Source organism: Rhodococcus sp. OAS809, from assembly GCF_040546695.1.
Classification (GTDB): Bacteria; Actinomycetota; Actinomycetes; order Mycobacteriales; family Mycobacteriaceae; genus Rhodococcus_F; species Rhodococcus_F qingshengii.
This window is the reverse complement of record NZ_JBEPOI010000002.1, coordinates 4,860,576-4,883,988: the sequence shown is the minus strand read 5'-3', so window position 1 is coordinate 4,883,988 and position 23,413 is coordinate 4,860,576. Positions and strand designations below refer to the sequence as shown.

Sequence of the window (23,413 nt, the reverse complement as noted above, 5' to 3'; positions counted from 1 at the left end):
GCTCAGAGCGAAGTCCCGAACAACATGCCGAGCAGATACGTCGCGCCGGCAGCGCCGTAGCCGATCGCAAGTTGGCGTAGCGCCCGCTTGAATGGCGGCCCGCCCGAGAGCAACCCGACCACAACGCCCGTCGTCAGCAACGCGATCCCCACGAGAACAGATGCGACGATCAGAGCCGTCATGCCTTCCAGGCCGAACAGATACGGCAGCACCGGAATGATTGCGCCCGAGGCGAAGAAGCAGAAACTTGCCGCCGCTGCGCCCAACCCGGTTCCGACGGCTTCATGGTCGTCGACAACGTCCGCGGCGCCGAAGGTGCTGTTCGCGAGGACCTCGGCGGCGCGCTGGTCCGCTTCCTCGGCGGACATACCGCGGGCCCGGTAGACCAGGGCCAATTCGTTCGCGTCGACGTCGAGCAGGCCGACAGCTTCGCTGGCCGCGGGACCAGGATTGGACGCTTCCAACAACTCTCGCTGAGAGCGGACTGAAACGTACTCGCCGGCACCCATCGACAGGGCGCCGGCCAGAAGCCCGGCCATGCCGGTGATCAGAACGATCTGGTTGGAGACGCCGCTACCGCTGATGCCGAGTACAAGAGCGAGATTGCTGACGAGGCCGTCGTTGGCTCCGAAGACGGCGGCACGAAACGTCCCCGAAAGTCTGTTCCGACCCCGAGTGGCCAAGGCCCGCACCACTTCTTCGTGGATCTTCTCGTCCGCGCCCATCGATGCAGTCGCGTCGGCGTCGTTGGGATACGGGGATCGCGTCTCCGCGCGCTGCGCAAGAGCGAGCACGAAGACGGAGCCGAAGCGCCTGGCCAGAAAGCCCAGTATCCGAGTGCGGATATCGCCGCGAAGTGGTTTGCCGACGTGATCGCCGAGTAGCGCTCGCCAGTGCGCCTCGTGTCGCCCCTCCGCGTCGGCCAGTGCGAGAAGGATTTCGCGCTCCTCGCCGCTGCGCCTACTCGCGAGGTCTCGGTAGACGGCGGCCTCGGCTTGTTCGTCGGCGAGGTATCGTCTCCAGCGCTTGACATCTCGCGGGTCTGGATCGGGTCGTGCGGCCGGAACTGTGGACATCGTGTTCCCCTTTCCGGTGAGGCGGTCATGCTTCGAGTACGCGGTCCATCCACGTCGTCAGATCGTTGATGACGTCGTCGCGGTTGGTCTCGTTGAAGATCTCGTGTCTGGCACCCGGATAGGTGTAGTAGGTGACGTCTTCGATCCCCGCCGAGTTGTACCGTTCGACTGCGACGTCGGTACGGCTCAGTGCGGCGTTGAGAGGATCCGAGGTGCCGACGAAGACCAGGATCGGAAGGTCTTGTCGCACGCCCTCGACGTCGACGAACCTCGGTCCCGCTGCGATAAGTCCACCCATGCCGGCGTCGTCCAGGCTGAAACCGCACAGCGGATCGTTGATGTACAAATCCACCTGCGCTTCGTCACGGCTGAGCCAGTCGTGCGGAGTACGGGCCGGTTCGAATTCCGCATTGAACTGGGCGAGGACGTCCGGGCCGTCGTTGACGAGGCTCTCGATCAGTTGATCGACCGCGGTGGTCCCCGACAGTGCGACGGCGTCGATCAGGTGCGAATGATCGAGGATGTACTGCTGCGAAGCGAACGAACCGAGGCTGTGGCTGAGCAGTACGACGGGCAGGCCGGGGTGTTTGTCGCGGATGATGCCCGTGAGGGTCACCATGTCTGCAACCAAGCGGTTCCAGCCGTCGTCGCCGATGTTGCCTGGGCCGGCGTGCATGCTCTCACCGTGGCCGCGGTGGTCCGCCGCGTAGACGTGGAAACCGCGAGCATTCAGGGCTTCGGCAACGTGTGCGTAGCGTTTTGCGTGCTCACCCATACCGTGCGCGAGTTGAACAACCCCTCGAGGTTCCTGCTCGGTGGGCCATTCGTGGACATGAATGACCACTCCGTCGTCGCTGGTGAAGGTGAACATGCGCTACTCCCGGTGGTCGCGATCCGGACAGGTCATTTCTCATGCTAGATCCGCAACGGCAATCCATCCGGGAAGTAGGTCCTGATCACCGGCGAGCCTGATTCGTTTCTGCACATCCGGCTTCAAACTCGGATATACCGGACACGGATGTTCGGAAACAGTTGTCGACCAGCCTGAGGAGTACAGAGCGATGAATTCGAACCGCATGCGCAACGTCGGCTTGTTGGCGGCTCCACTTGCTGCTCTCGCCCTTCTCAGCGGTTGCGGCTCGGATGAAACGGGAACGGCCGAGAGTTCACCGGCACCCGCCTCAACGACGACCGCCTCTGCGCCGACGACCCAGACCGGCACCGCTTCACCTTCGACGACCCATACCGATCACACCCAAACCACAACCTCGACGGCACCCAATCCCGAAGGCTGCGCGATCGGGGAACTGAACGTCACCCTCGGCGAGTCGAGTGGCGCCGCCGGTTCTGTGGAGCTTCCGGTGGTCTTCACCAACACGGGCGGCCGCACGTGCACGCTCGACGGTTTCCCCGGCGTCTCGTATGTCACGGGAGCGTCCGGAAGCGAAGTGGGTGCTGCAGCCGGCCGCTCCGGATCCGGTTCACTCGTCTCCCTTGCCCCTGGCTCTGCCGCAACGTCTTTGGTGCGCGCCACGAACGTCGAGAACTACCCGGCAGATCAGTGCGGCGTGACCGACGTTGCGGGACTGAGGGTTTACCCGCCCAACAGCTACGACTCGGTCTTCCTTGCCTATCCCACCAAGGGTTGCTCGATGACCGGCGCGAACATCAACCAGCTGACGGTCGCGCCGGTCGCCCGCTGAGTCACGGCTTGAGGCGTCGTAGACCCCAGAGCGCAGGCAGGAGGAGCAATCCCGAAAGGATCAGGACGAGTGCAGCTTCCGTGAATTGGAATCGTCTGACCTGGTCGACCGAGTGGTACCAGGTTTCGTAGTGGTCCACTCCCTGCGCGAGCACACACGCACGATATTCGGCGTCGAGTTGGGCCAAGAAGGCTTTCTGGCGAACATAGAAATCCACGTCACTCTCGTCGGATCGCTGATCGTATTCATTGCCGGCTGTATCGGTAGTGCACGCCTGATAGTCGATCTCGACCGGCTTCCCGTTGGCGTCGGTGTATCCACTCCGTATCACCCACGCCATCGAGGAGTCCATGACGTAAGTTGCGTAGAAGGTGTCGTGGTCGATACCTTGCGTCAGCACAGTCGGCTCGGCATAGTGCGGCCGTGCCAGATTCTGAAATCCCACCATCAAACCTGCGACGGCGACCAAGGTGACGGCCACCGCGGCGATGGGTGATCGCACCAGCAGTGATACCGCAGCTCCGGCGACCAACGCCATGAAAGTGTATGCACCCAAGACGATTCCGCTGGAATTGAACAGAGGGAAGAGCATCGAACTCATTCCGTACGACTGAACGGGTCCGACGTTGACCACATAACTCCAACTCTCGAATCCAACCCGAGCGGCTTCGAGAATGAAACCGAGGATCGCGGCTGCGGCAGTGAGCGGAAGAAAGACAACAACGACTCGCATCCAGAACCATCGTGCTCGACTCACCGACTGCGTCAGACCGAGAACATGTGTTTGCTGATCGATGTCGCGGGAGAATACCGTCGCGCCCACCAGCGCCCCGAGTAGTACCGGTAAGGCGGCGGCGATCGTGTTCACGCCGGTAACGGCGGTATCCGCCCAGCAGTCCCATCCGACCCCGACACACCCGAAGTACGTTCCTCGGCCCTCTGTACCCAAGCTACTTCGAGTTCCGATCCCGCCGACTATCGCTGCCATAGCCAAAGCTGCGATGAATCCAAGCGACACAACGAGCGATGTCCGGTGGTGCCGCCACGTAACCCAGATCATGCCGCCACCATCGTTTCTGCGCTCAGGTGCCCGAGCACCACGTCGTCGAGAGTTGCGTCGTCGATCACCCAGCCGGCCCGAGGGCTCGGACGGATTCCCTCCACCACGTGAGAATTCGACCGCATCCCCTTGTCGGTATGAATGACCGCACCGGCGCCGACCACGTCCGAAGGATCGCCGTCCCCGATCAATACGTAATGGGCAGAGATCAATTCATCCAACGGACCGGACAATCTCGCGTTTCCGCCGCCCAGCAGAAGAAGTCGATCCGATACGTCTGCCAATTCGGAGACGATGTGTGAAGACAACAGAACCGTGGTGCCGTACTCGGCAACGTCTTCGAGCAGAGTGGTCGCGACAGACCGCCGTGCCACCGGATCGAGATCTGCCAGAGGCTCGTCGAGTAGAAGCAACTGCGGCCTGCGCCCGAGTGCCAAAGCCAGTGCAACCCTGGTTCGTTGACCTGGCGACAGGGCTTTCGCCTTCGCATCTAGAGCAATTCCAGCGCGCTCCACCAGATCCAGAGCGTACTTCGCATCCCACTCGTCGTTGGTATATGCGCCGAATCGAAGAAGTTCTGCAACAGTGAATTTGGGATACAGCGGCTTGTGCTGAGCGAGGTACGACAGGCCTGGACAGATGCCGTCCTGATCCGGCGTGCTGCCCAGGACGGAGATCGAACCATGGTCAGGCATCGTCAACCCGACCGCCAAGGACATCAGTGTGGACTTGCCCGCTCCGTTCACCCCGACCAGGGCAGTGATGCTTCCTGTTGCGACCTCGAAGGTGCAGGCGTCGAGCACCTTCTTCTTACCGAAGCGCTTGTCCACGTCCTGCATCGTGAGCGCCGATTCTTGCTCAGTCATGATGTCTCCCCCTGCTTTCCGGACGGATCTGTTTCGATGAACGTCTTCTCGAGTTCCAAACTCACCAGTGCTTCGATGTCCGTGCGCTCGAGTCCAGCAGCCACGGCATCTGCCACCCAGCGGGCCAACTCGCGCCGCAGCGCAGAGCTTTCCGCCATACCGGGCTTGGCCAGGGACTTCACGACGAACGTGCCCAATCCGGGCCTCGGGGCAACAAGCCCGTCGCGCTCGAGTTCCTTGTAGGCCTTCAGGACTGTGTTCGGGTTGATCGCGAGCGCTCCCACGACGTCCTTGGCTGTGGGCAGCCGATCCCCGACTTGGAGATCACCGAGCCTGAGCGCCTGCTTCACCTGAAGGACCAATTGCACGTAAGTGGGAATGCCGGATCGGCGGTCGATACGGAAGTCGATCATCCGAACCCTTTCACTAGTTCATTAGTGGAATAGATATTTACCCTGCCTTGACCTCCCGGGTCAAGCCAGACGACCCCTGTAAAGTGCAGATGCCCCGGTTCACCGGGGTGCCACGCTGCTCGTGTGAAGTTCGGTGAAACCCCGGCACTGTCGACGCAACTGTGAATTCGCCCGTCACTACTCGAGGCGAACGAGTCAGGTCACCGGCCTCGTGGCGACACGATGGTTCTCGGACGAAGGACCGCTCGTGGCGCTTCGCCTCGCGGCCGCGCTGCTCGCGACCCTTCACCACTAGCGGAGGGGTGGCTGTGAGTACTCGGCCGACACGTAGATTCAGATCTGTACTTGCAGCACTGACGGTGAGCACCGCACTGCTTGCCGGTGCCTGCAGTAGCTCGACGTCCGATGCACCCGCAACCACAGCCGCCTCGGACGGCTCGTTCCCGGTGACTGTTGTTTCCGGTCCCACGGATTCCGGCACGGACATCACCATCGAGTCACGTCCGCAGTCGATCGTGTCACTCAGTCCCAGCGCCACCGAGACCCTGTGGGCCGTCGGCGCGGGCGATCAGGTGAAGGCCGTCGACAATCAGTCCGACTACCCGGCCGGTATCCCGGTCACCGATCTCTCGGGCTTTCAACCGAACGTCGAAGCCATCCTCGGCTACGCACCGGATCTGGTGATCGCATCGGATGACATGAACGATCTTGTCTCCGGACTGCAAAAGGCGAAGGTGCCGACCCTCCTACTACCGGCAGCGACGAGCATCGACGACGTCTACGCCCAAATCGAGCGCGTCGCGAAGGCCACCGGCCACGAGGACAAGGGCACCGAAGTTGTCGACACCATGCGCTCGGACATCGACGCCGCTGTCGCCAGTGTTCCTGCGCGCCAACAGCCGCTGACGTACTTCCACGAACTCGACTCCTCGCTCTACACCGTCACGAGTTCGAGCTTCGTCGGGCAGATCTACTCGCTGTTCGGAATGAAGAGCATCGCCGACGCCGCGGGGCAGGGTGACTATCCGCAGTTGTCCGCCGAATTCGTGGTACAGGCCAATCCCGATCTCATCTTTCTCGCAGACTCCCAATGCTGTGGAGTGACAGCAGAATCCGTCGCCGCTCGACCCGGGTGGAGCGGCATGAAAGCGGTTACCGGCAACCAGATCCATGTGCTCGACGAAGACCTCTCCAGCCGCTGGGGACCTCGTGTCGCCGATCAGGTGAAGGCCGTCGCGGCCATCGTTGCCCAAGTTCCCGCGGCCTGAGCACTCGATGATCAAAGCCGGTATCTCCCAACATCGGACCGCCGTTCTGCTCGGCGCCGCGCTGATTCTGTGCGCCGCCTTGCTGATCGGTGTTCTGGTGGGGCCGGCCGGTTTGACGCCTGATCGGACCATTCTCGAACTTCTGGACGGAATACCCGGCATCCATATAGATTCCGGCCTCACCGCAACACAGCAGGCGATTCTCTGGCAGATCCGGCTTCCGCGAGTAGTCCTGGGCGCGTTGGTCGGAGCAATGTTGGCCGTAGCCGGCGCCGCCTACCAGGGCGTGTTTCGAAATCCCTTGGCAGATCCGTATCTCCTCGGAGTTTCCAGCGGAGCCGGACTGGGCGCAACCCTCGCCATCGTTTCGGGTGGAGCGCTGGGCATGTTCGGAATTCCCATGGCCGCCTTCGTCGGTGGTGTGCTGGCAGTGTTCGCAACTTATTCGCTCGGCCGAAGCATTGGCGGGCCGCAGAACGCGGTAGTCATCATCCTCGCCGGTGTCGCAGTCGCAGCGTTCACGAATGCAGCGCAGACTTTTGTTCAGCAGCGGTTCGACGATTCACTGCGCGAGGTCTATTCCTGGCTACTCGGCGGACTGTCCACCGACGGTTGGTCGGAAGTTCTCGTTGTCCTGCCGTACGTTGCGCTGGCCTCAGCCGTCATCCTGGTACACCGGCGCGTACTCGACGTGATGGCCGTCGGTGACGTCGAAGCCGCCAGCCTCGGCGTCGACCCGGCCAGATCACGCCTGGTGCTGGTGCTCGCCGCAACTCTGGGAACGGCCGCGGTCGTGAGTGCAAGTGGACTCATCGGCTTTGTCGGAATCGTTGTTCCCCATGCGGTTCGACTGGTCGTCGGCCCGTCTCATCGACTGCTTCTCCCCCTGTCACTCATGCTCGGAGCGGCGTTTCTCGTCCTCACCGACGTTGCCGCCCGCACGGTCATGGCACCGGCCGAACTCCCCATCGGAGTTGTGACCGCGATGATCGGCGCTCCGTTCTTCCTTCTGGTTCTGCGCCGCAGTCGAGTTTCCGCATGACCGACACCGCAGTGCGATGCCGCGACCTCCGAATCAACCTCGGCGGCAAAGACGTCGTCGACGGCATCGATCTCGATGTGACACCCGGCGATTGGGTTGCCGTGGTCGGGCCGAACGGCGCCGGCAAGACGACCTTGATGCATGCCCTCGCTGGATTGATTCCGTCCACCGGTGAACTCACCGTCGGGGGACTCAACCCACGCAGTTCGAGCCGCAAGGCCATGTCCGCCGTCGTCGCGCTGATGCCTCAGCGCCCGGTGGTACCCGAGGGCACGACGGTTGCCGAACTGGTTGCGCTCGGCCGTACACCGTATCTACGACGCTTCGGAACCGAAACCGCCACAGATCGTTCGGTGATCTCTTCGGTGATCGAGAGGCTCGACCTCACCGAGTTCGCAGATCGACGAGCCACCGAACTTTCCGGTGGCGAATTGCAGCGCGTGGTCCTGGCTCGGGCATTGGCTCAAGAACCGCAGGTACTGCTCCTGGACGAACCCACCAGTGCCCTCGACATCGGCCACCAGCAGCAGGTTCTCGACTTGGTGGAGGAACTGCGTGAAGCCGACAACATCACGGTCATCGCCGCGATGCACGACCTCACTCTCGCGGGTCAGTACGGTCGACGAATCGTGCTGCTGGACAAGGGCAGCGTCGTTGCCGACGGCACTCCCTCAGCGGTGCTGGAGGCAGACCTCCTCGGCCGCGTGTACGGCGCTCGGGTCGAAATCCTGGACCGGCCCAGCGGTCCCATAGTTGTTCCGATTCGGCAGGAAGGCACCCGCTGATGGAATTGGTGATGCTCGGCACCGGTGCTGCCGACGGTTGGCCGAACCCGTTCTGTACCTGCCCTTCCTGCCTGGCCGCCCTGTCGAGTGAAACCATCCGCGGGCACACTGCCGCCCTGGTGGACAACAGAATCCTGTTGGACTGTGGACCCGAAGTACCGCGTGCCGCGTCGCGATTCGGTCGCACGCTGGCACACGTCGAACACATCCTGTTGACGCATTCTCATCCCGATCACCTCGGCCCGATGGCATTGCTGTTCCGGTCCTGGGCCTCGCGCACCGAACCACTACAGGTTCTCGGACCACCCGACGCGCTCGATCTCTGCCGAGACTGGGTAGGCCCGGACGATCCGGTGACCTTCACACCGCTCGAGACCGACCAGTCGATCATGTTGGGCACCTATCGTGTTCGCGCACTCGAGGCCGCGCACGAAGTACCCACCCTTCTCTACGACATCACCGACGCATCCGGAACCCGAATCTTCTGGGCCACCGACACCGGGCCTTTGCCCGAATCAACTGTCGACGCACTTGCCGACGCGCGTTTCGACGCCGTGTTTCTCGAAGAGACCTTCGGCTACAAAACTGACCACGGCACCGGGCACCATGATCTGCCGAGTTTCGCGGAGACGGTGAGCCGACTACGCAACTGCGACGCGATCACCGATCGAACCGATGTGGTCGCCGTACACCTCGGGCACCACAACCCGGTCGAAAACGAACTCGCGGAGGAACTTCGAACGTCCGGGGCGCGAGCGGTTCCGGATGGAACTGTGCTCGAGATCGGGGTAGGACAGAGCCATCGAACTCTGGTCACCGGTGGCGCCCGCTCGGGCAAGTCCACTTACGCGGAGGGCCTGCTTGCCGGCTACCGGAACGTCACGTACATCGCCACCGGGGATCCGCAGGACGACGATCCCGACTGGATCGAACGAATTGCGTCGCATCGCGCGCGGAGGCCGTCGACGTGGACGACGGTAGAGACCTCCGAAGTGACCGAGATTCTCGCAGCCGCAACAACACCGGTCCTGCTCGATTGCCTAGGCACGTGGTTGACCGCACGTCTGGATCGACACCAGGCGTGGGCGACAAAAGATCTCAGCGCCGTCCACGCAGATATCGACCGGTTGGCCGACGCCTGGACCGCCTGTCCGGTTCCGATTGTCGCCGTCACGAACGAAGTGGGAAGCGGCGTCGTCCCGGACACGAAGTCCGGGAGGCTGTTCCGCGATCTACTCGGTCTGGTGAACAGCCGAATCGCCAGTGAATCGGAGTCCGTGGTCCTGATGACCGCCGGGCTCCCCCTGAGCCTGCGCGTGTGACGTCAGAGCAATCCGGTGAGCTGACGCGCACAATCGAGTAGGAAACCGACCAACTCTCGATCCTCGTCCGTCACTCGCCCGCTCGCTCCCTGAACACACAACCCGCCTGCCACCTGGTCTGCGTGATCTCGAACCGGTACTGCCACCGCGGATCGACCCAGGCGGCATTCCTGGTTCTCGAATGCAAAACCCTGCAGGCGAACAGACCTCAACTGCTCATACAACGCATCGAAATCACCGAGGGTGAACTCCGTGACCCGGCGAAGTTCTAAACCCGAAAGCAACCGCTCGTCGTGCGCCAACAGAACCTTCCCCAGCGCATTCGCGTGAAGGTTCTTGGCCAGTGCCGCTATTCCAATGATCTCGTGGTCCGGATCCTTGTCGACGAACCGCAAGCGCCCACCGGCGAATGACGCGACGTGCAATCCGAACCTCGTGTGTGTCCGCATGTCCTCGACGCGCTCGTGCAGCGTCGGCGCCGGACCACTCGACGACGCCGCATGCGAGAGCTCGGCAGTCCGACGTCCCAACGCGAACCCTGACAGATCCGGCACCCGCACGAGAAAGCCCTCCGCCACCAGCAGATTCAGCATCCGGTACGCCGTGGCCGATGGAACGCCTGCAAAAGTGGCGATCTCCTTCGCGGTTGTTCCCGGTCCCAGATGAGCCACCGCCTCGAGCATCCCCAGCGCCTTCTGAACCGCACGCGGTTGTTGTCCACTGAAGTGGGTCTCTTCGCCGATCTGTTTGCCTGATCGTGGACCAGCGGTTGCACGGTCCGCGGTCACCGCCCATGCTCCGGCGAGTCACCCTCGGCGGTCCCACGATCCGGAACGAGTCGCCTTCGCCCGTCACCGTCGATCAGCAGAGTGCCAGCACCGGGCAACAGGTCCGCCGTCTCGACGCTGTCGAAAGCGCCAACCATCAGAAGGCTTTCAGGTCTGGCTCTACGGAGCAATGCACTCCACACTGTCCCCGACACCGCAACAGCAAGAGCAGCGATCGGCAGTGCCCACATCCCGTGAACCGCACCGTCGAGAACGATGTAGACCAGTAGACCAGCACCGGCGGTACTCACGGACAGGGTGCATATCCGGGTCAGCGACGTATGTTCCCCGATTCGGCGCAAGAACTTCCACGAAGCAAAGGCCACCAGCGTGTAAGCGCAGACCAACGCGGTCTCCACCACGCCGTCGAAGGATCCCGAATCGTCGCGAACCGTATCCGAATAGATGAATACGCCCGCCGCACTTACCGCGACGAACGCAAGTACCGCAACGTACGGGGTGCGGAACCGTCTGTGTACGCGAGCGAGCGGCGCAGGCAGTACCCGTTCGATCCCCATCGAGTACAACAACCGCGAACCCGCCTGCGCACAACCGAGAGTGGATGCGAACCAGGAACACGTCATTCCGATCTTGACTGCCAGAACCACTTCCGCGCTGGCTCCGGATGCCGTTCCTTCGAAGTACGCTCCGACGATCGTTGCGCCGTGGCCGGTCATCGCCGCCCAGGCCGCAAAAACGAAGAGGACCCCGCAGATGATCGGCGAAATGAGAACCGTGCGTGTGACGCTGATGAGTGGTCGTTTCGCTTCCGGGCCGAAGAAGGCCGAGCTTTCGAAGCCCGCCATGCTGAGCACCGTCAGCATCGCGAGAAACGGAACTGCACTCAGCGACGGATTCGGCAGGGCAACAGCAGTTGTCGTGTCACTGTGCGTCGCCAGCATGACCACGACGATGAGAATCAACGAGCACGCTTCGACGACCAGGATCGCTCGGGTGGCGAACCGGACGCCTCGCACTGCAATCCACGCGACGGCCAGGGCAATCGCCACCGTCGTGATCACCGTCGCGGCAGGCCCTCGCACGTCGGGGCCGACAATGGCGATGGTATCGAGCAGACTCGGAACTGCCTGCGAGAAAACCGAAACCGAGATTCCGAGATACCCGAGTACCAGTGCGGCACCCGCCGTCAGTGTCGCCCGGATACCGGAGCCTTGGAAGACGAAGCTGTACAACGATCCTGCTGCTGCCAGTCTCCGCGTGAACTGAGTGATGCAGAACGCAACGAGAAACACCGCCGAAGTTGTCGCAGCAATCGCAGCCAACCCGACGTAGCCGGGACTGTAGGTGATCATCCACAGGGCGATGAACACCATTCCCGTTGCCGGAGCGATCGTGGAAAGTGATTGCCCCAACAGGTCGATCGGGGTCAGACGTCCTCGTCCGAGACCACGGAGCGGGGAGAACACGGGCTCACTGTGTTGATCCGCATTCTGCGCTCGCGTGATCGCCGCACGCAGTGCCGCACTCACGGCCATGTGTCACCGTCCGTCGCGTCCAGGCCCGAACCTACGAGCGAATTGTCAGAATTCGGTCAAGTTAGTCCGCTTATGTTTCCGCGCAGTTTCCACGATGGCGCGCACAGAACTTTCAAGTGAGAATCCGACTCTGTTTCCCACCCAGCGTCATGCCGGATCAAGGGCGGCCGACGGTATCCGGCCCCTCCGGGAGCACCTTGACCTGCGAGTTCTCCGATTCTCACACGACAACTGCTCTCTCAGTTGCACCTCGTCCAGGCGTAGCGCGGTCGACGCGGGTTCGCAGCATCGCCCGTACAGGATGTGTCCCACACACCACCGGCACTACCCGAGAAGAACGGAGGAAGCATGCACTTGGTCAGCGCCACCACTTCGGCGATCATCGGATTTGTTCTCCTGCTCGCCGGCATTCCCAAGCTGAACGACCACGACGGGGTCCTTCGTTCGGTGCGCGGATACAAAGTGTTGCCGGTGCGACTCGAAGTACCGATCGCTCGCATCCTTCCCGTCGCGGAAACCGTCGTTGGCATCCTCCTGGTTCTCGGCGTGGCCCATCGCCTCGCCGCCTTGGTTGCTGCCGTCATGTTCGCGTCGTTCTTCACGGGCCTCACGATCAACCTCCTGCGTGGGCGACGCGATCTGGACTGCGGATGTTTTGCATTCGGAGTCGGCGAGATTCCGCGTATCGGATGGTTCCACGCCGTTCGCGCCGGAACACTCGCGGTGCTCGCTGTGGCACTGTCGGTCACCGCCGGACAGGCTGAGATCGGCGTCCAGGTCGTGGCGGCGACCTTCGGATTCCTCCTCGTCCTGGCTGGAGTTGCTCTCGCACAGATTCGTTCGGTGGTCCACCTCGGACGACGCCCAGTCGACGACTATCTGTCGAGCGCCTCCATCCGCCTCCGAACCGCCGAAACCGCGTCCCGGTACGGCTCGTGAACTTACATCCCCACCACTGAAAACTCGAAGGCAGGACTACCACGATGACCACTTTCCTCCTTGTCGCGACAGTGATCCTGGTGATCGCCGTAGCCGTACTGTTCTTGATGGTTCTTGCTCTGGCTCGTGAAATCGGCCGCGTACAAGTACGTCTCGGACCTCTCGGTGCCCGGATGATGGATACCGGCCCCAAGGTCGAACAGGCCGGCCCGTCGTTTGCCGGTCTCATCGATCAGGAAGGACGGACCGTCGGAGTCGGTGGTCACCGCGACAAACCTCAACTCCTGCTGTTCACAGCACCGAGTTGCTCGACGTGCAAGAGCCTTCTTCCCGGCGTAAGGGCAATGGCCCGAGCCGAATCGGATCTCGACGTGATCATCATCTCCGACGGAACAACCGAAGAGCATCGCGAGTTCCTGGCCGGTAGCGGGATCGGTTCCGAGCTCAGTTACATCGACGCTCGAGACGTCGGTATCGCGTACCAAGTGGGCACCACTCCGTACGGCGTGATTCTCGACGAGCACGGCAAGATCCGAGGAAAGGGCCTGTGCAATCACATGGCTCAGGTGGAAAGCCTGCTCAATGCGCTCGAATCCGGCACCCCCTCACTCCAGCACCTTCATGCCCAGGCGAAATCCGGCAGCGCGGCCTGATCTTCCTGCACAGTTCGATCCTCTTCACGAATCAGGAGAAAATCGTTGGACGACAATGAATTCCCGCAGCACAACATGACGGAGAATCGATATCCCGTCGACGAGGCGACAGTTCAGGCCCAGGCCGAATGGATGGCGGGCCAGGGCGGTTCTCTCACCAGTCGAACCGGACGCAAACTCTCCGAACGCGTTTCGCGGCGGTCCATGATCAGCCGGATCGGCAAGTGGACCATGGGTGTGTCAGGAGTGGCACTGATCAGCACACTTCCTGTGACACGTAGTGCCTTCGCCCAAGAGCCCGAGGTTCCTGCGCCGGCACCTGGCCCCGAACCTCTTGTCCCTGTCTACGACGGTAAAGATCCGGCCGAGTGCGAGTACTGGCGCTGGTGCAACATGGACGGAACGTCCTGTGCCGCATGCAACGGCGGCGGTGTCACCACCTGCGCCCCCGGCAGCAAGCCCGGCGCAGAGTTCTGGGTCGGATGCTGCACCAACCCTGATACCGGCAAGACCTATCTGATCGCTTACTACGACTGCTGCGGTGCACCTTCGTGTTCCAACGCATTCTGCGGCGAACCGGACATGCAGGCCGTGATGTACAACCCGGTCTCCGGAAGCTACGACCAGGAAATCATCTGGTGTGTCTCCGACGAGTCTCAGGCATACACCTGCACGATGGCGCCCATCATCGGTGAGGACTGCCAGACTCGACCGGCCGAGCGCCCCAAGGTCGGTGCCGGATCATGAGCAGTTCGCGAACCCGAAAACTGGCGCGCCCCGCCGTTGCCGTCATCCCACTCACCGTCGTACTCGCGCTGGCCGGTTGCAGTTCGTCCGACAACGACGAACCCTCCAGCGCAGGCGATGTCACCTATCCGACAGTTCCGTTTACTGCTCCGGGCGAGGGGATCTCCCTCGGTCACGACGACCAGGAAATCGGCGACACCATTCCCGAGCCGTTGCACGTCGGTTCGATCACCCCGATCGCAGCTGACCGCTTGCTGGGCGTCGAAGGTGGATTCGGCCAACTCGAGCTCAGCGTCAACGTCATCGATCCGAAAACCGGTGTGGCCGAGAGCCGGATCACCGTCGGCCCGGGTATCTGGGATCCGGTCATTCACGGATTCGTCGGGGATTCCGCCGAGGATCCTGCGGTACTCGCTGCCGAGGTGTGGCGCCCCCGAGGTTCCCGCGGCGCAGCAGATTTCACGGTCAGCACTTACTCCGGAAACCTGCTGGAACCAGCCGAGGTCATGCTTCCGGACGTCGCACGCGTACATTCCCGTCCCGGCTCGAACGCCGTGACCTCCGACGGTAAGTTCTTCGTCACGTGGGACGACGGTTTGTACGGCATCAGGGTGGTCGACCTCGAGAAGAAGGAAGCGACCGGTGCACTCCAGATAGTCGGCTGCGGTCCGTTCACGTGGATGGTCGATCACGAACTGTACAGCGTCTGCGAGGACACCCGGGAACTGCTGCACGTCACGATCGGTGACGACGGAGTTCCGAAGGAAACCGCCCGAAGCAAGGTCCTACCCGAGGATTTTGTCTCCACCCGCAAGGTCACGTGGGCCTCGGAAGCACAAAAAGCCTTGCTGGTCAGTGAGAACGGCGATGTGTACGTCTTCGACTTCTCCAACGGACTGCCTCAGGAAGGTGTCAAGCCGATCGGAAACGCCGGGCAGGACTCCGGTCGATTCTCGGAGAACGTCATCAACGCCGACGCAACCCGGCTCGCAATCGCGTACACGGACACGGCTATTCATCCGGACTCTGCTCGGGGAGGCTCACTGGTCAAGATCGACTTGTCCGATGCAACGACCTTCGCCCCGGTGAAGAGCTTGACGCTTGCAGACCTCGGCTTGACAGACATCAAGAGCATGACCTTTTCCGTCGACGGCGCCACGTTCTACGTGCTCGGTTCGGGACCTGAGGTCGAAGGCTCCGCTCCGCAGAAGATCGTGGGTTACAACGCGAGCACCGGCGAGCAGGTCAGTTCCGTCGATGTCTCGGGCAACGTCGGGGATGTCAGCGGGTTGATCACACCAGAAGTACTCCGATGAGTCGTCCCGGATCCGGTGTGGTGATGGGCCGGCGCCGCTTCCTGAGTTTGGGAGCACTCAGCGCCGGAGCACTCGGGCTCGGCGCAATGGGGACGATTGCCGGATGCAGTTCCACTGCAGCATCTCCGACGCCGACGACCGATCTCGACTACATCCTGCCCACCGACCCCGAAGTTGCCGCCGCAGAATCGGCGCGAGCCTGGAACGGGACCACCGCTGCGTTTGCCCTTGCCGCCGGATTCTCGACGGTAGATCTTGGCGGACGCCTCGTGAACACGTGGACGTACGGAGGCGCTGCGGTGGCTCCGGAACTTCGCCTGAAGTCCGGTGACCGGGTGAACGTCAGCGTCCAGAACGGCCTCGACGCCGAAACAACACTGCACTGGCACGGAATTCGAGTCCGCAACGACATGGACGGCGCGGCACCCACCACGCAGGCCCCCATCGGCGCCGGTTCGAGTTTCGAGTACAACTTCATCGCAACGGATCCGGGAACGTACTGGTACCACTCGCACAGCGGATTACAAGCCGATCGGGGGCTCTTCGGCGCCATGATCGTCGAGGATCCGAACGACATCACCGGGGCCGACGCCGATGCCGTTCTGGTGCTCGACGACTGGCTCGACGGATTGGGTACCACCCCGGATTCCGTCCTGATGGCCCTGAACCCGGCAATTTCGGGCGGGCACGGCGGACACGGCGGTGGGGCAACAACTCCGGCGGAACACTCGGAAGCCGACATGTCCGTCGCGCAACAGTTGGTGAGCGGCGGACACGGTTCTTCCGAACCACTCGGCGGGATGACTCAACACATCGCGTATCCACTGCACTTGATCAACGGGCGGCCACCCAATGATCCTGCTGTCGTGACTGCAGCGCCCGGTTCGACCCTGCGACTGCGAATCATCAACGCAGCCGCCGAAACTCCGTACCGGTTTGCTGTGGCCGGTCACGAGATGACAATTGTCGCTACCGATGGCTACGACGTGGAACCAACTCCTGCCGACACCATCATCGTCGGAATGGCGCAGCGCTACGACGTGCTGGTGACGGTGAAGTCGGGAACATGGCCGGTGGTGGCGAAGGTCGAGGGCCGAGATGGTTATGCGTCGACCGTCCTACGCAGCACCGACGCGTTGGCGCTGGCGAACCCGGATGTGGGCGGAAACCTCTCGGAACTGGCCGGCCGACTGGTCACCGAAAGCGAACTCCGGCCCACGGAATCCGCACGGCTCGAGACGAAATCGCCTGATCGCGACTACCGCATCGAGTTGATCCAGGCCGGCGATCGGTACGTCTGGGGAATGGCGGGGGCCGATGCAGGCAAGCTCGTCATGAAACAGGGCGAACGGGTCCGGATCACGATGAAGAACGCGTCCACGATGTGGCACCCGATGCACACCCACGGCCACACGTTTGCGGTACCGGATTACGGCGGACTTCGCCGCGACACCGTCAACGTCCTACCCGGCACCGAGCTTGCCATCGAGTTCGACGCCGACAATCCCGGCGAGTGGATGTTCCACTGCCACAACGCCTACCACTTCGAGGCCGGCATGACGGCAAATCTGCGTTACGTCCGCTGACAAGTCGAAGAATGGAGAGAACACCTCATGAAGAAACTCGTTCCCGCTTTCCTGGCCGCGTGCGCTGCCCTGAGCCTCACCGCCTGCAGTAGTGATGCCGGTGCGTCGTCGGACGAACCTGCAGTCGTGATCGAGGTGAAGAACATGGCGTACACACCGGCATCGGTCACCATCGAGAAGGGACAGACCGTCGAATGGAAGTTCGACGACAGCGGACTCCCCCACGACGTGGTCGGCAACGGTGATCTCGACGGGAAACTGAAGAGCGAGTTGCTCACCGAGGGAACCTTCTCGTACACGTTCGACGACGCCGGAACCTTCACCTACCACTGCACGCCCCACCCGATGATGGTGGGCACCGTGATCGTTCAATAGTGAGGAGGTGGATCGTCGGCTTCGGCCTGGCTGTCGCGGCGACGTGTGTTCCAGCTTGCGGCACAGAAGATCCCGTCCCCGATGTGGTGGTCGAGATCAGCAATGTTCAGTTCAGCCCGATGGACGTCACCGTGGAACACGGCGGCACCGTCGAGTGGCGCTTCGACGACGGTGGACTCCTGCATCTCGTGGAATCACCCGGCCTGTTCGACAGCGGTATCACCGGAGACGGAACGTTCCGGCACACGTTCGAGAGCGTCGGAGTCTACGAATATTCGTGCTCCGTGCACCCGTACATGATCGGAGTCATCACAGTGCTGTGAACTCTGGCTCATCACTTTTCGCTGCGACTTCGGCTCGACACTTTTCCTGAACCACAAACACTTCGGAGGATCTGATGACTACTGTTCTCTCACACGGCCCACTGCAGACCGACGTCCCTGACATCCGGCCGACCCTTCAAGGCTCGGTCGGCACCGCGACCCGTGTCAGCCTCGTCGCGGCGGGCGCCGCTGCGGGTGCCGGCCTCGCACTCGTGGCCACGCCATCTGCGACAACAGCTTTGACCACAGCTGTTATCGGCGCCGGACTGGTTACGTCGCTGGCCGCGAACTGGTCGACCTGCGGAATGTCCGTCGCCGGAGTTGTTGCCGCGCCGAAGCAAGTCGATCGGAAGGGATCCTCGACTCCCGTCCGCCGACTCGGCTGGCACGCTCTGGGTTCGGTCACGACGGGAGCCGTCACCGGGGCATTGATCGGCGCTCTCGGTGCGGCGATGTCCGGGTACGTGCCGATCGGCTGGGCGCTGGGCGTCTGGGCCGTCGTCGCGGTTGCATACGGGCTGCACGAGTTGGGTGCGGTGAGCATGCCGACTCCGATGCGGCGCCAACAGCTTCCGCGCCATCTGCGCCGCACGATGGCGCCCTGGAAGGTCTCGCTGATCTTCGGCGCGATCATCGGTCCGGGATTTCTGATCTTCATCCGCTCGAGTGCGTACTACCTCCTGGCACTCGGCGTCATGGCTTCGGGTTCACCGGCTCTCGGGGCGGCGCTGTTCACGGTCGTATCCCTTGGCCGCTGCATGCCCAGCCTCGCGGCAATCGTGCACACCAAGCGCGGTGGCTCGATGCCGGGATTCCTCTCGATCATGTGCGTCGTGGACCGTCGCGTGCAGAGCGTTACCGGCGCGGCATTGATCGCGTTGGGAGCATTTGCCGCCGCAGCACTGATCTGACTGTCGAGCTAGCACCCTGTACCTCGAGTGAACACACGCTCCGACTCCCCGGAGCGTGTGTTCGCTCGACACGAACTGTGCTCACTCACACCGCGTCAGGGAATCGACAGCGCCACCTGGACCGAGTCCTCCGACGGCGACGTCACCTTTGCGTCCCGGCTCCACAGCATGTCCAGCGCTGCCTTGGGCTTGGCAAGAACCCACTCCCGGGCGGCGTTCTTGATCAGCGTCGGAGTTGCGCACCCGCAATCGCTGTTCACCCCGTCTGCGTCGATGCCGACGTCTCGGCACAATGCCACGGCGCGTGGCACGTGATACCCCTGAGTGACGATCAACGCCTTGGTCACCCCATACGTATGTATGGCCCGGAAGCAGGTGTCATAGGTGTCGAGGCCGTACGGATCCCCCACGATGCGACGCTCATCTATTCCCTGCTCCACCAGGTAGTTCGTCATCGCGGCGATCTCGTCACCCGAGCCGCCGTTCGCGTCGCCGGAGACCAGGACCGCTTTAGCCTTTCCCGCTTCCACCAGTTCGACTGCTGCGTCCAGCCGCCCCTTCAGGAAAGCCATCGGCTTGCCGTCCTTGATCTGCGCGCCCAGCACGATCACGACCGGAGCATCGGGAGCATCGGCGGCGTCCGACGTGTGGCCGGCCGACGCCACGGAAATCCACACGATCGAGCCCGCGTAGACAACTGCTCCGAGCACCGCAATGCCTGCGACCCAACGAGGCCACCGGCGCTTGCGCGGCGGTTTCACTGGATCTGCAGCAGCTTCGTCCATTCGTCGATCAAACCACACGGTTTGCTCATGGCTCGAGCGCTCGGTCGATCCTCCATCCCTCCGCGCCACTGCGCTCGGCCCACAGATCCGAGTACTTTCCACCTCGCGCGATCAGGTCTTCGTGGGAACCGACCTCCTCCACCCCACCGTCTTCGAGGTAGACGATGCGATCTGCTCCCTCAATAGTCGACAGGCGATGAGCGATGATCACCACCGTTCGACCACGGGCCAATCGGTGAATTGCCTCGGTGATGGCGACTTCGTTCTCTCCGTCGAGGGCTGAAGTCGCTTCATCGAGTAGAACTATCGGAGTGTCCTTGAGGAATGCCCGCGCAATCGAGACCCGCTGACGTTCACCGCCGGACAGCAGTGATCCGCCTTCACCTACCCTGGTCTCCTCACCGCTCGGCAAACGGTCGATCACTTCGCCTAGCCTGGAATCCACCACTGCTTGACGGACCTCCGACTCGGTGGCATCCGGTCTCGCCAACCGAACGTTCTCCAGGATGGTTCCGTCGAACAGGTAAACCTGCTGTGAGACAGTCGATATCCGAGACATCAATGCTCTCGTTCCGATGTCGCGAACATCGGCTCCCCCGATGGATACCGCACCTTCGTCTACGTCCCAGAATCTGGAGATCAGCCGAACCAGAGTTGTCTTTCCGGAACCGGAAGGACCGACCAGAGCAGTGACCGAGCAGTCCGGGAATTCGAGACTCACGTTCCGAATCACGCGATCCGGGCCGTAGCCGAAGGAGACCGAATCGAACCGAATATTATACGACGTAGGCTCTTTCGGCACCTCAGGTTCCGCCAGCACCGGTACATCGATCATCTCTCGGACAGATCCGAGCGACACCCGGGCCAGTGAGATACCTTCACCGAATCCTGCGAGCATTTGCATCGGCTCCACGAACCTCACGGCCAACACGAGAACAACGATCACGCTTGCTGTGTCGATGGACCCGGTGGTGACCAGCAGTGCCGCCAGAACCAGGACGGTGAGAAAGGCAACCTGAACGACGATCATGAAGCGCAGCAGATACTTGTCGACCGATCCGATTTCCTGCAGGTGTGCGTCCCGGTTGGACACAAGAGCTTCGTCCAACCGGGTCCAGCCTTCGCCACTCTTACCGGCCGAACGTAGAACTTGCTGCGCCTGTGCATATTCGACGACGCGCGATGCCAACTCGGATTCGCTCTTGCCGATCGCCTCGTATTCGGGAACAACCGCCCGCTGCACGTTGCGGTAAGCCCGAATCCCCAGTGGAACGAAGACGACCATCGCGAGAGACAGTCGCCAGTCCACAAACAAGACAGCGATCGCCACTGTCGCTGGAGTCACCGTGACGGTGACGAGTTGCGCGATGATCATTCCCGGGATGCTCATCAAGATTGCCGTGCCCTCGGTGACCAGGCGAGTGAACGCTCCACGATTTGCCTTGCTGAACCACCCGAGCGGAACCTGCACCAAGTGCTCACCGAGGCGATGCATGATTCCACCGGCAAAACCATCGATTCCGATGCGGTACGCCCGATTCTCGGCGATCCACCGTACGGTGCCACAGGCCACCGCCACGAGAGCAGCCGTGACAACCCACGGCACTGCGGCGTCGTAATCGCCGCGAACCACCGCTTTCAGGATCGGAATCATCAGTGCAAAGACGATACCCTCGAGTATCCCGGCGAGCGTGAAACCTGCTATCTGACCTCGCATCCCATTGTCGCGCCCGAGGATTTCGTCCAGGTCTCGAATCATTGCAGCGCCTTTCGCGGAGATATGTCTTCGACGAGGGGGTTCTGGAGCGCCCACATCCGCGCGTAGGTTCCGCCGAGCGCCGACAACTGTTCGTGCGTACCCTTTTCCACGATCCGTCCGGCGTCGAGAACGAGTATCTGATCTGCATATCGGACGGTGTGCAGTCGATGAGCGATCACCATCAGGGTGCCGCCGTCCGCACTGATCTCACCCAGTGCGCGTTGAACGGCCGATTCACTGTGGGGATCGGCCTGCGAAGTCGCCTCGTCCAGGATGACGATCGGCGGGTTCTGAAGGATGGCGCGGGCGATCGTCAGGCGTTGCTTCTCCCCACCCGACAGCTCACCGCCCGAACCACCACCGATCTCGGTGTCGTACCCGTCCGGCAGTCGCATGATCACGTCGTGAATCTGCGCCCGCCTCGCCGCTGTCTCCACTTCCAGATCCGTTGCATCCGGTCGACCGAGCCGAATATTCTCGCGCACGCTGTCCCGCAGGAGCACAACATCTTGGAAGACGATGGCCATTGATCTCAAGACTTCGCGACTGGACTGATCTCGTAAATCGCTTCCGCCCAGTCGAATAGACCCGTCCGTGACGTCCCAGAACCGCGGAAGTAGACGCGCCAAAGTGGTCTTTCCGGAGCCGGAGGGGCCAACGATCGCGGTCACGGTGCCCGGTTGCATCTCGAAGGAGATGTTCTCGAGGACGCGCTGCCCAGTGGTGTATTCGAAGCCGACGCTGTCGAATTCGACCAAAGTGCTGCGAGCAGGCACTGCATCCTGAGGTTCGGCCAGCTCTGGTTCGCCGAGGATGCTCTCGACGTGAGTCGCTCCCAGTTGGCCTTCGCGGTAGAGGTTGGCCATCGTTCCCATGTGCAGAACCGATGACGGAACACCGATTCCGACGACCAGAAAGGCAACAAGAGCTACCGGGGTAATCCAACCCCCGGACAACATTGCAGTTCCCGTCGCCGTGATGACCACGATGAGTACCGCCGGTGAGAGGAGGATCGACATCGCGACCACCGGCCTTCCCATCCCCGACATCCATCGCACGCACACCGCAACCATCGAATCGACAGCGCTCGAGTAGCGCGCGAATGCGCGACTCCCACTCCCGTACGTCTTGACAACCTCGATACCGTCGCCCAGTTCTACTGTCGCAGAGGTCAATGTCGACATTGCAAGATTCCAGGAGTCGACGTTCGTTCGATAGGCTCTGCGCATCGACGGCGCGGCGAGAGCGAGACACACTCCGATGTAGCCGACCAGGACCAGGCTGAACTTCCAGTCCATCGCCACCAGATAGATCAGGGCCACTATCGGCGACAAGATCGCGGGCACCACGTCGGCGGGAAGGTGAGCGACGAGAAGATGCATCCGCTTCACGTCGTCCGTCATCGCCTGCTTCACTTCACCGGTGCCACCATTTGCAAACCACCCCAGAGGAACTCGGGACAGATGCCGAGCGATACGCGAGCGGATCGAGTATTTGAAATGCGCGTCGGCGGTGTGGCACACGGTCAGCGCTGCGTTGTAGACGACAAAACCGAGAATTGTGCCCGCTGCACCGATTGCGGCCCACAGCCAGACCAGGTTCAACGACGAGTCGGTCAGGAGCACCCGCGCGATCTCGACCACCGCAACGTAGGGCAGGAATCGCAACGGCACCGACAGTGCCGACAGACCCGCCCCTAGGAGGAGTTGATTTCTCACCGGCGCGATCATCCTGCCCAAAGCGTCGCGGTCGACGAGTCCAGGCGAGTCTTCCGGGGCTGCGGCCTCGTTCACTTTCATTGCCGCACTCACTCTTCGACGATGATCGTGCCGGTCATGTTCGGATGTGGTGTGCACGTGTAGGTGAACGTTCCGGCTTTGTCGAAGGTCTGACTGTAGGTTCCGCTTCCTTGGAGATCGCTCTTGATCCCCAACTCGGCGAACACGACATCGTGCGGCATTCCCTGGTCCTCGAAAATCCACGTGACGGTCTGTCCTGTGTGCACGGTGACGGAGTTCGGTGTGTACGCAAGGTTTTTCACCGAGATCTCGACCGGCGCTTGCTCGGTAGATCCCGTCGAATCGTTGCCGCACGACGTCAGTGTGAATACCACTGCAACAGCGATCAATGTGGTCAATCCGGTGCGAACTGACATTCTGCT

The 23,413-nt window shown here is 62.1% G+C and carries 24 protein-coding genes; 13 read left to right on the top strand and 11 right to left on the bottom strand.

Features of this window, described 5'->3' with window-relative positions:
* Positions 1 to 2: 2 nt before the first annotated feature.
* Positions 3 to 1,076, bottom strand: a complete 1,074-nt coding sequence (locus ABIE52_RS25755; protein WP_007729922.1) for a VIT1/CCC1 transporter family protein — start codon at positions 1,074 to 1,076, stop codon at positions 3 to 5.
* 25 nt (positions 1,077 to 1,101) lie between these two features.
* Positions 1,102 to 1,947, bottom strand: coding sequence for an alpha/beta hydrolase (locus ABIE52_RS25750; RefSeq protein WP_003939910.1), 846 nt, complete (start codon positions 1,945 to 1,947; stop codon positions 1,102 to 1,104).
* 190 nt (positions 1,948 to 2,137) lie between these two features.
* Between ABIE52_RS25750 and ABIE52_RS25745 the strand changes: the two genes are divergently transcribed.
* Positions 2,138 to 2,779, top strand: coding sequence for a DUF4232 domain-containing protein (locus tag ABIE52_RS25745; RefSeq protein ID WP_042447085.1), 642 nt, complete (start codon positions 2,138 to 2,140; stop codon positions 2,777 to 2,779).
* A gap of 1 nt (position 2,780) precedes the next feature.
* On the opposite strand, the gene ABIE52_RS25740 is transcribed toward ABIE52_RS25745, so the two are convergent.
* The 3 genes from ABIE52_RS25740 to ABIE52_RS25730 are packed head-to-tail and all read right to left on the bottom strand — an operon-like array spanning position 2,781 to position 5,118.
* Positions 2,781 to 3,839 (bottom strand): ABC-2 membrane transporter-related protein, encoded by a 1,059-nt coding sequence (locus ABIE52_RS25740; RefSeq protein WP_042447087.1) that lies wholly within the window; start codon positions 3,837 to 3,839, stop codon positions 2,781 to 2,783.
* Complete coding sequence (locus tag ABIE52_RS25735) at positions 3,836 to 4,678, bottom strand: ABC transporter ATP-binding protein (RefSeq protein ID WP_443713826.1); 843 nt, start codon at positions 4,676 to 4,678, stop codon at positions 3,836 to 3,838. Before ABIE52_RS25735 ends, ABIE52_RS25740 begins: the two co-directional genes overlap by 4 nt.
* A gap of 23 nt (positions 4,679 to 4,701) precedes the next feature.
* On the bottom strand, positions 4,702 to 5,118 hold the full coding sequence (locus tag ABIE52_RS25730; RefSeq protein WP_003939899.1) for a GntR family transcriptional regulator: 417 nt from the start codon (positions 5,116 to 5,118) through the stop codon (positions 4,702 to 4,704).
* Between the two features lie 308 nt (positions 5,119 to 5,426).
* On the opposite strand from ABIE52_RS25730, the gene ABIE52_RS25725 reads away from it, so the two are divergent.
* The 4 genes from ABIE52_RS25725 to cobU are packed head-to-tail and all read left to right on the top strand — an operon-like array spanning position 5,427 to position 9,535.
* The gene (locus ABIE52_RS25725; RefSeq protein ID WP_020970983.1) at positions 5,427 to 6,386 is read left to right on the top strand and encodes an ABC transporter substrate-binding protein; all 960 of its coding nucleotides are present in this window, start codon (positions 5,427 to 5,429) and stop codon (positions 6,384 to 6,386) included.
* Between the two features lie 7 nt (positions 6,387 to 6,393).
* A complete protein-coding gene (locus tag ABIE52_RS25720; protein WP_042447095.1) occupies positions 6,394 to 7,428 on the top strand; it encodes a FecCD family ABC transporter permease in 1,035 nt (344 codons plus the stop codon).
* Complete coding sequence (locus tag ABIE52_RS25715; RefSeq protein WP_192712171.1) at positions 7,425 to 8,213, top strand: ABC transporter ATP-binding protein; 789 nt, start codon at positions 7,425 to 7,427, stop codon at positions 8,211 to 8,213. The genes ABIE52_RS25720 and ABIE52_RS25715 overlap by 4 nt, the downstream gene beginning before the upstream one ends.
* Positions 8,213 to 9,535, top strand: a complete 1,323-nt coding sequence (gene cobU / locus ABIE52_RS25710; protein WP_042447101.1) for a bifunctional adenosylcobinamide kinase/adenosylcobinamide-phosphate guanylyltransferase — start codon at positions 8,213 to 8,215, stop codon at positions 9,533 to 9,535. The genes ABIE52_RS25715 and cobU overlap by 1 nt, the downstream gene beginning before the upstream one ends.
* Before the next feature lie 2 nt (positions 9,536 to 9,537).
* Here the strand turns inward: cobU and ABIE52_RS25705 are convergent, their stop codons facing one another.
* Positions 9,538 to 10,323: an IclR family transcriptional regulator gene (locus ABIE52_RS25705; RefSeq protein WP_019745572.1), complete on the bottom strand. Its 786-nt coding sequence runs from the start codon at positions 10,321 to 10,323 to the stop codon at positions 9,538 to 9,540.
* A complete protein-coding gene (locus tag ABIE52_RS25700) occupies positions 10,320 to 11,858 on the bottom strand; it encodes an APC family permease (protein ID WP_042447105.1) in 1,539 nt (512 codons plus the stop codon). The genes ABIE52_RS25705 and ABIE52_RS25700 overlap by 4 nt, the downstream gene beginning before the upstream one ends.
* A gap of 348 nt (positions 11,859 to 12,206) precedes the next feature.
* On the opposite strand from ABIE52_RS25700, the gene ABIE52_RS25695 reads away from it, so the two are divergent.
* The 8 genes from ABIE52_RS25695 (at position 12,207) to ABIE52_RS25660 (ending at position 18,708) form a co-directional block, all read left to right on the top strand.
* A complete protein-coding gene (locus ABIE52_RS25695) occupies positions 12,207 to 12,797 on the top strand; it encodes a MauE/DoxX family redox-associated membrane protein (protein WP_042447222.1) in 591 nt (196 codons plus the stop codon).
* A gap of 44 nt (positions 12,798 to 12,841) precedes the next feature.
* A complete protein-coding gene (locus tag ABIE52_RS25690) occupies positions 12,842 to 13,450 on the top strand; it encodes a redoxin domain-containing protein (protein ID WP_007729693.1) in 609 nt (202 codons plus the stop codon).
* Positions 13,451 to 13,525: 75 nt separating this feature from the next.
* A complete protein-coding gene (locus ABIE52_RS25685) occupies positions 13,526 to 14,197 on the top strand; it encodes a methylamine dehydrogenase light chain (protein ID WP_029256402.1) in 672 nt (223 codons plus the stop codon).
* The gene (locus ABIE52_RS25680) at positions 14,194 to 15,513 is read left to right on the top strand and encodes a hypothetical protein (protein ID WP_042447108.1); all 1,320 of its coding nucleotides are present in this window, start codon (positions 14,194 to 14,196) and stop codon (positions 15,511 to 15,513) included. The genes ABIE52_RS25685 and ABIE52_RS25680 overlap by 4 nt, the downstream gene beginning before the upstream one ends.
* Positions 15,510 to 17,099, top strand: a complete 1,590-nt coding sequence (locus ABIE52_RS25675; protein WP_192712170.1) for a multicopper oxidase family protein — start codon at positions 15,510 to 15,512, stop codon at positions 17,097 to 17,099. Before ABIE52_RS25680 ends, ABIE52_RS25675 begins: the two co-directional genes overlap by 4 nt.
* A 27-nt stretch (positions 17,100 to 17,126) precedes the next feature.
* On the top strand, positions 17,127 to 17,474 hold the full coding sequence (locus tag ABIE52_RS25670) for a plastocyanin/azurin family copper-binding protein (RefSeq protein WP_003940240.1): 348 nt from the start codon (positions 17,127 to 17,129) through the stop codon (positions 17,472 to 17,474).
* Positions 17,474 to 17,797, top strand: coding sequence for a cupredoxin domain-containing protein (locus ABIE52_RS25665; RefSeq protein WP_039973108.1), 324 nt, complete (start codon positions 17,474 to 17,476; stop codon positions 17,795 to 17,797). Before ABIE52_RS25670 ends, ABIE52_RS25665 begins: the two co-directional genes overlap by 1 nt.
* 74 nt (positions 17,798 to 17,871) lie before the next feature.
* Positions 17,872 to 18,708, top strand: a complete 837-nt coding sequence (locus tag ABIE52_RS25660; protein ID WP_007729702.1) for a hypothetical protein — start codon at positions 17,872 to 17,874, stop codon at positions 18,706 to 18,708.
* A gap of 95 nt (positions 18,709 to 18,803) precedes the next feature.
* Here the strand turns inward: ABIE52_RS25660 and ABIE52_RS25655 are convergent, their stop codons facing one another.
* The 4 genes from ABIE52_RS25655 to ABIE52_RS25640 are packed head-to-tail and all read right to left on the bottom strand — an operon-like array spanning position 18,804 to position 23,407.
* Positions 18,804 to 19,493 carry a SanA/YdcF family protein gene (locus tag ABIE52_RS25655; protein WP_019745580.1) on the bottom strand — a complete coding sequence of 230 codons (690 nt, stop codon included), beginning with the start codon at positions 19,491 to 19,493 and terminating at the stop codon, positions 18,804 to 18,806.
* Positions 19,494 to 19,518: 25 nt separating this feature from the next.
* Positions 19,519 to 21,252 (bottom strand): ABC transporter ATP-binding protein, encoded by a 1,734-nt coding sequence (locus tag ABIE52_RS25650; protein WP_192712169.1) that lies wholly within the window; start codon positions 21,250 to 21,252, stop codon positions 19,519 to 19,521.
* The gene (locus ABIE52_RS25645; protein WP_228232269.1) at positions 21,249 to 23,063 is read right to left on the bottom strand and encodes an ABC transporter ATP-binding protein; all 1,815 of its coding nucleotides are present in this window, start codon (positions 23,061 to 23,063) and stop codon (positions 21,249 to 21,251) included. Before ABIE52_RS25645 ends, ABIE52_RS25650 begins: the two co-directional genes overlap by 4 nt.
* Positions 23,060 to 23,407, bottom strand: coding sequence for a cupredoxin domain-containing protein (locus tag ABIE52_RS25640; protein WP_050656040.1), 348 nt, complete (start codon positions 23,405 to 23,407; stop codon positions 23,060 to 23,062). Before ABIE52_RS25640 ends, ABIE52_RS25645 begins: the two co-directional genes overlap by 4 nt.
* Positions 23,408 to 23,413 lie beyond the last annotated feature (6 nt).

Excerpts from the sequence above, each read along its gene's own strand:
- ABIE52_RS25755 (WP_007729922.1), bottom strand. The coding sequence starts at position 1,076 with ATGTCCACAGTTCCGGCCGCACGACCCGATCCAGACCCGCGAGATGTC.
- ABIE52_RS25750 (WP_003939910.1), bottom strand. The coding sequence starts at position 1,947 with ATGTTCACCTTCACCAGCGACGACGGAGTGGTCATTCATGTCCACGAA.
- ABIE52_RS25745 (WP_042447085.1), top strand. The coding sequence starts at position 2,138 with ATGAATTCGAACCGCATGCGCAACGTCGGCTTGTTGGCGGCTCCACTT.
- ABIE52_RS25740 (WP_042447087.1), bottom strand. The coding sequence starts at position 3,839 with ATGATCTGGGTTACGTGGCGGCACCACCGGACATCGCTCGTTGTGTCG.
- ABIE52_RS25735 (WP_443713826.1), bottom strand. The coding sequence starts at position 4,678 with ATGCAGGACGTGGACAAGCGCTTCGGTAAGAAGAAGGTGCTCGACGCC.
- ABIE52_RS25730 (WP_003939899.1), bottom strand. The coding sequence starts at position 5,118 with ATGATCGACTTCCGTATCGACCGCCGATCCGGCATTCCCACTTACGTG.
- ABIE52_RS25720 (WP_042447095.1), top strand. The coding sequence starts at position 6,394 with ATGATCAAAGCCGGTATCTCCCAACATCGGACCGCCGTTCTGCTCGGC.
- ABIE52_RS25715 (WP_192712171.1), top strand. The coding sequence starts at position 7,425 with ATGACCGACACCGCAGTGCGATGCCGCGACCTCCGAATCAACCTCGGC.
- cobU (WP_042447101.1), top strand. The coding sequence starts at position 8,213 with ATGGAATTGGTGATGCTCGGCACCGGTGCTGCCGACGGTTGGCCGAAC.
- ABIE52_RS25700 (WP_042447105.1), bottom strand. The coding sequence starts at position 11,858 with ATGGCCGTGAGTGCGGCACTGCGTGCGGCGATCACGCGAGCGCAGAAT.
- ABIE52_RS25695 (WP_042447222.1), top strand. The coding sequence starts at position 12,207 with ATGCACTTGGTCAGCGCCACCACTTCGGCGATCATCGGATTTGTTCTC.
- ABIE52_RS25690 (WP_007729693.1), top strand. The coding sequence starts at position 12,842 with ATGACCACTTTCCTCCTTGTCGCGACAGTGATCCTGGTGATCGCCGTA.
- ABIE52_RS25685 (WP_029256402.1), top strand. The coding sequence starts at position 13,526 with ATGACGGAGAATCGATATCCCGTCGACGAGGCGACAGTTCAGGCCCAG.
- ABIE52_RS25680 (WP_042447108.1), top strand. The coding sequence starts at position 14,194 with ATGAGCAGTTCGCGAACCCGAAAACTGGCGCGCCCCGCCGTTGCCGTC.
- ABIE52_RS25675 (WP_192712170.1), top strand. The coding sequence starts at position 15,510 with ATGAGTCGTCCCGGATCCGGTGTGGTGATGGGCCGGCGCCGCTTCCTG.
- ABIE52_RS25670 (WP_003940240.1), top strand. The coding sequence starts at position 17,127 with ATGAAGAAACTCGTTCCCGCTTTCCTGGCCGCGTGCGCTGCCCTGAGC.
- ABIE52_RS25660 (WP_007729702.1), top strand. The coding sequence starts at position 17,872 with ATGACTACTGTTCTCTCACACGGCCCACTGCAGACCGACGTCCCTGAC.
- ABIE52_RS25655 (WP_019745580.1), bottom strand. The coding sequence starts at position 19,493 with ATGGACGAAGCTGCTGCAGATCCAGTGAAACCGCCGCGCAAGCGCCGG.
- ABIE52_RS25650 (WP_192712169.1), bottom strand. The coding sequence starts at position 21,252 with ATGATTCGAGACCTGGACGAAATCCTCGGGCGCGACAATGGGATGCGA.
- ABIE52_RS25640 (WP_050656040.1), bottom strand. The coding sequence starts at position 23,407 with ATGTCAGTTCGCACCGGATTGACCACATTGATCGCTGTTGCAGTGGTA.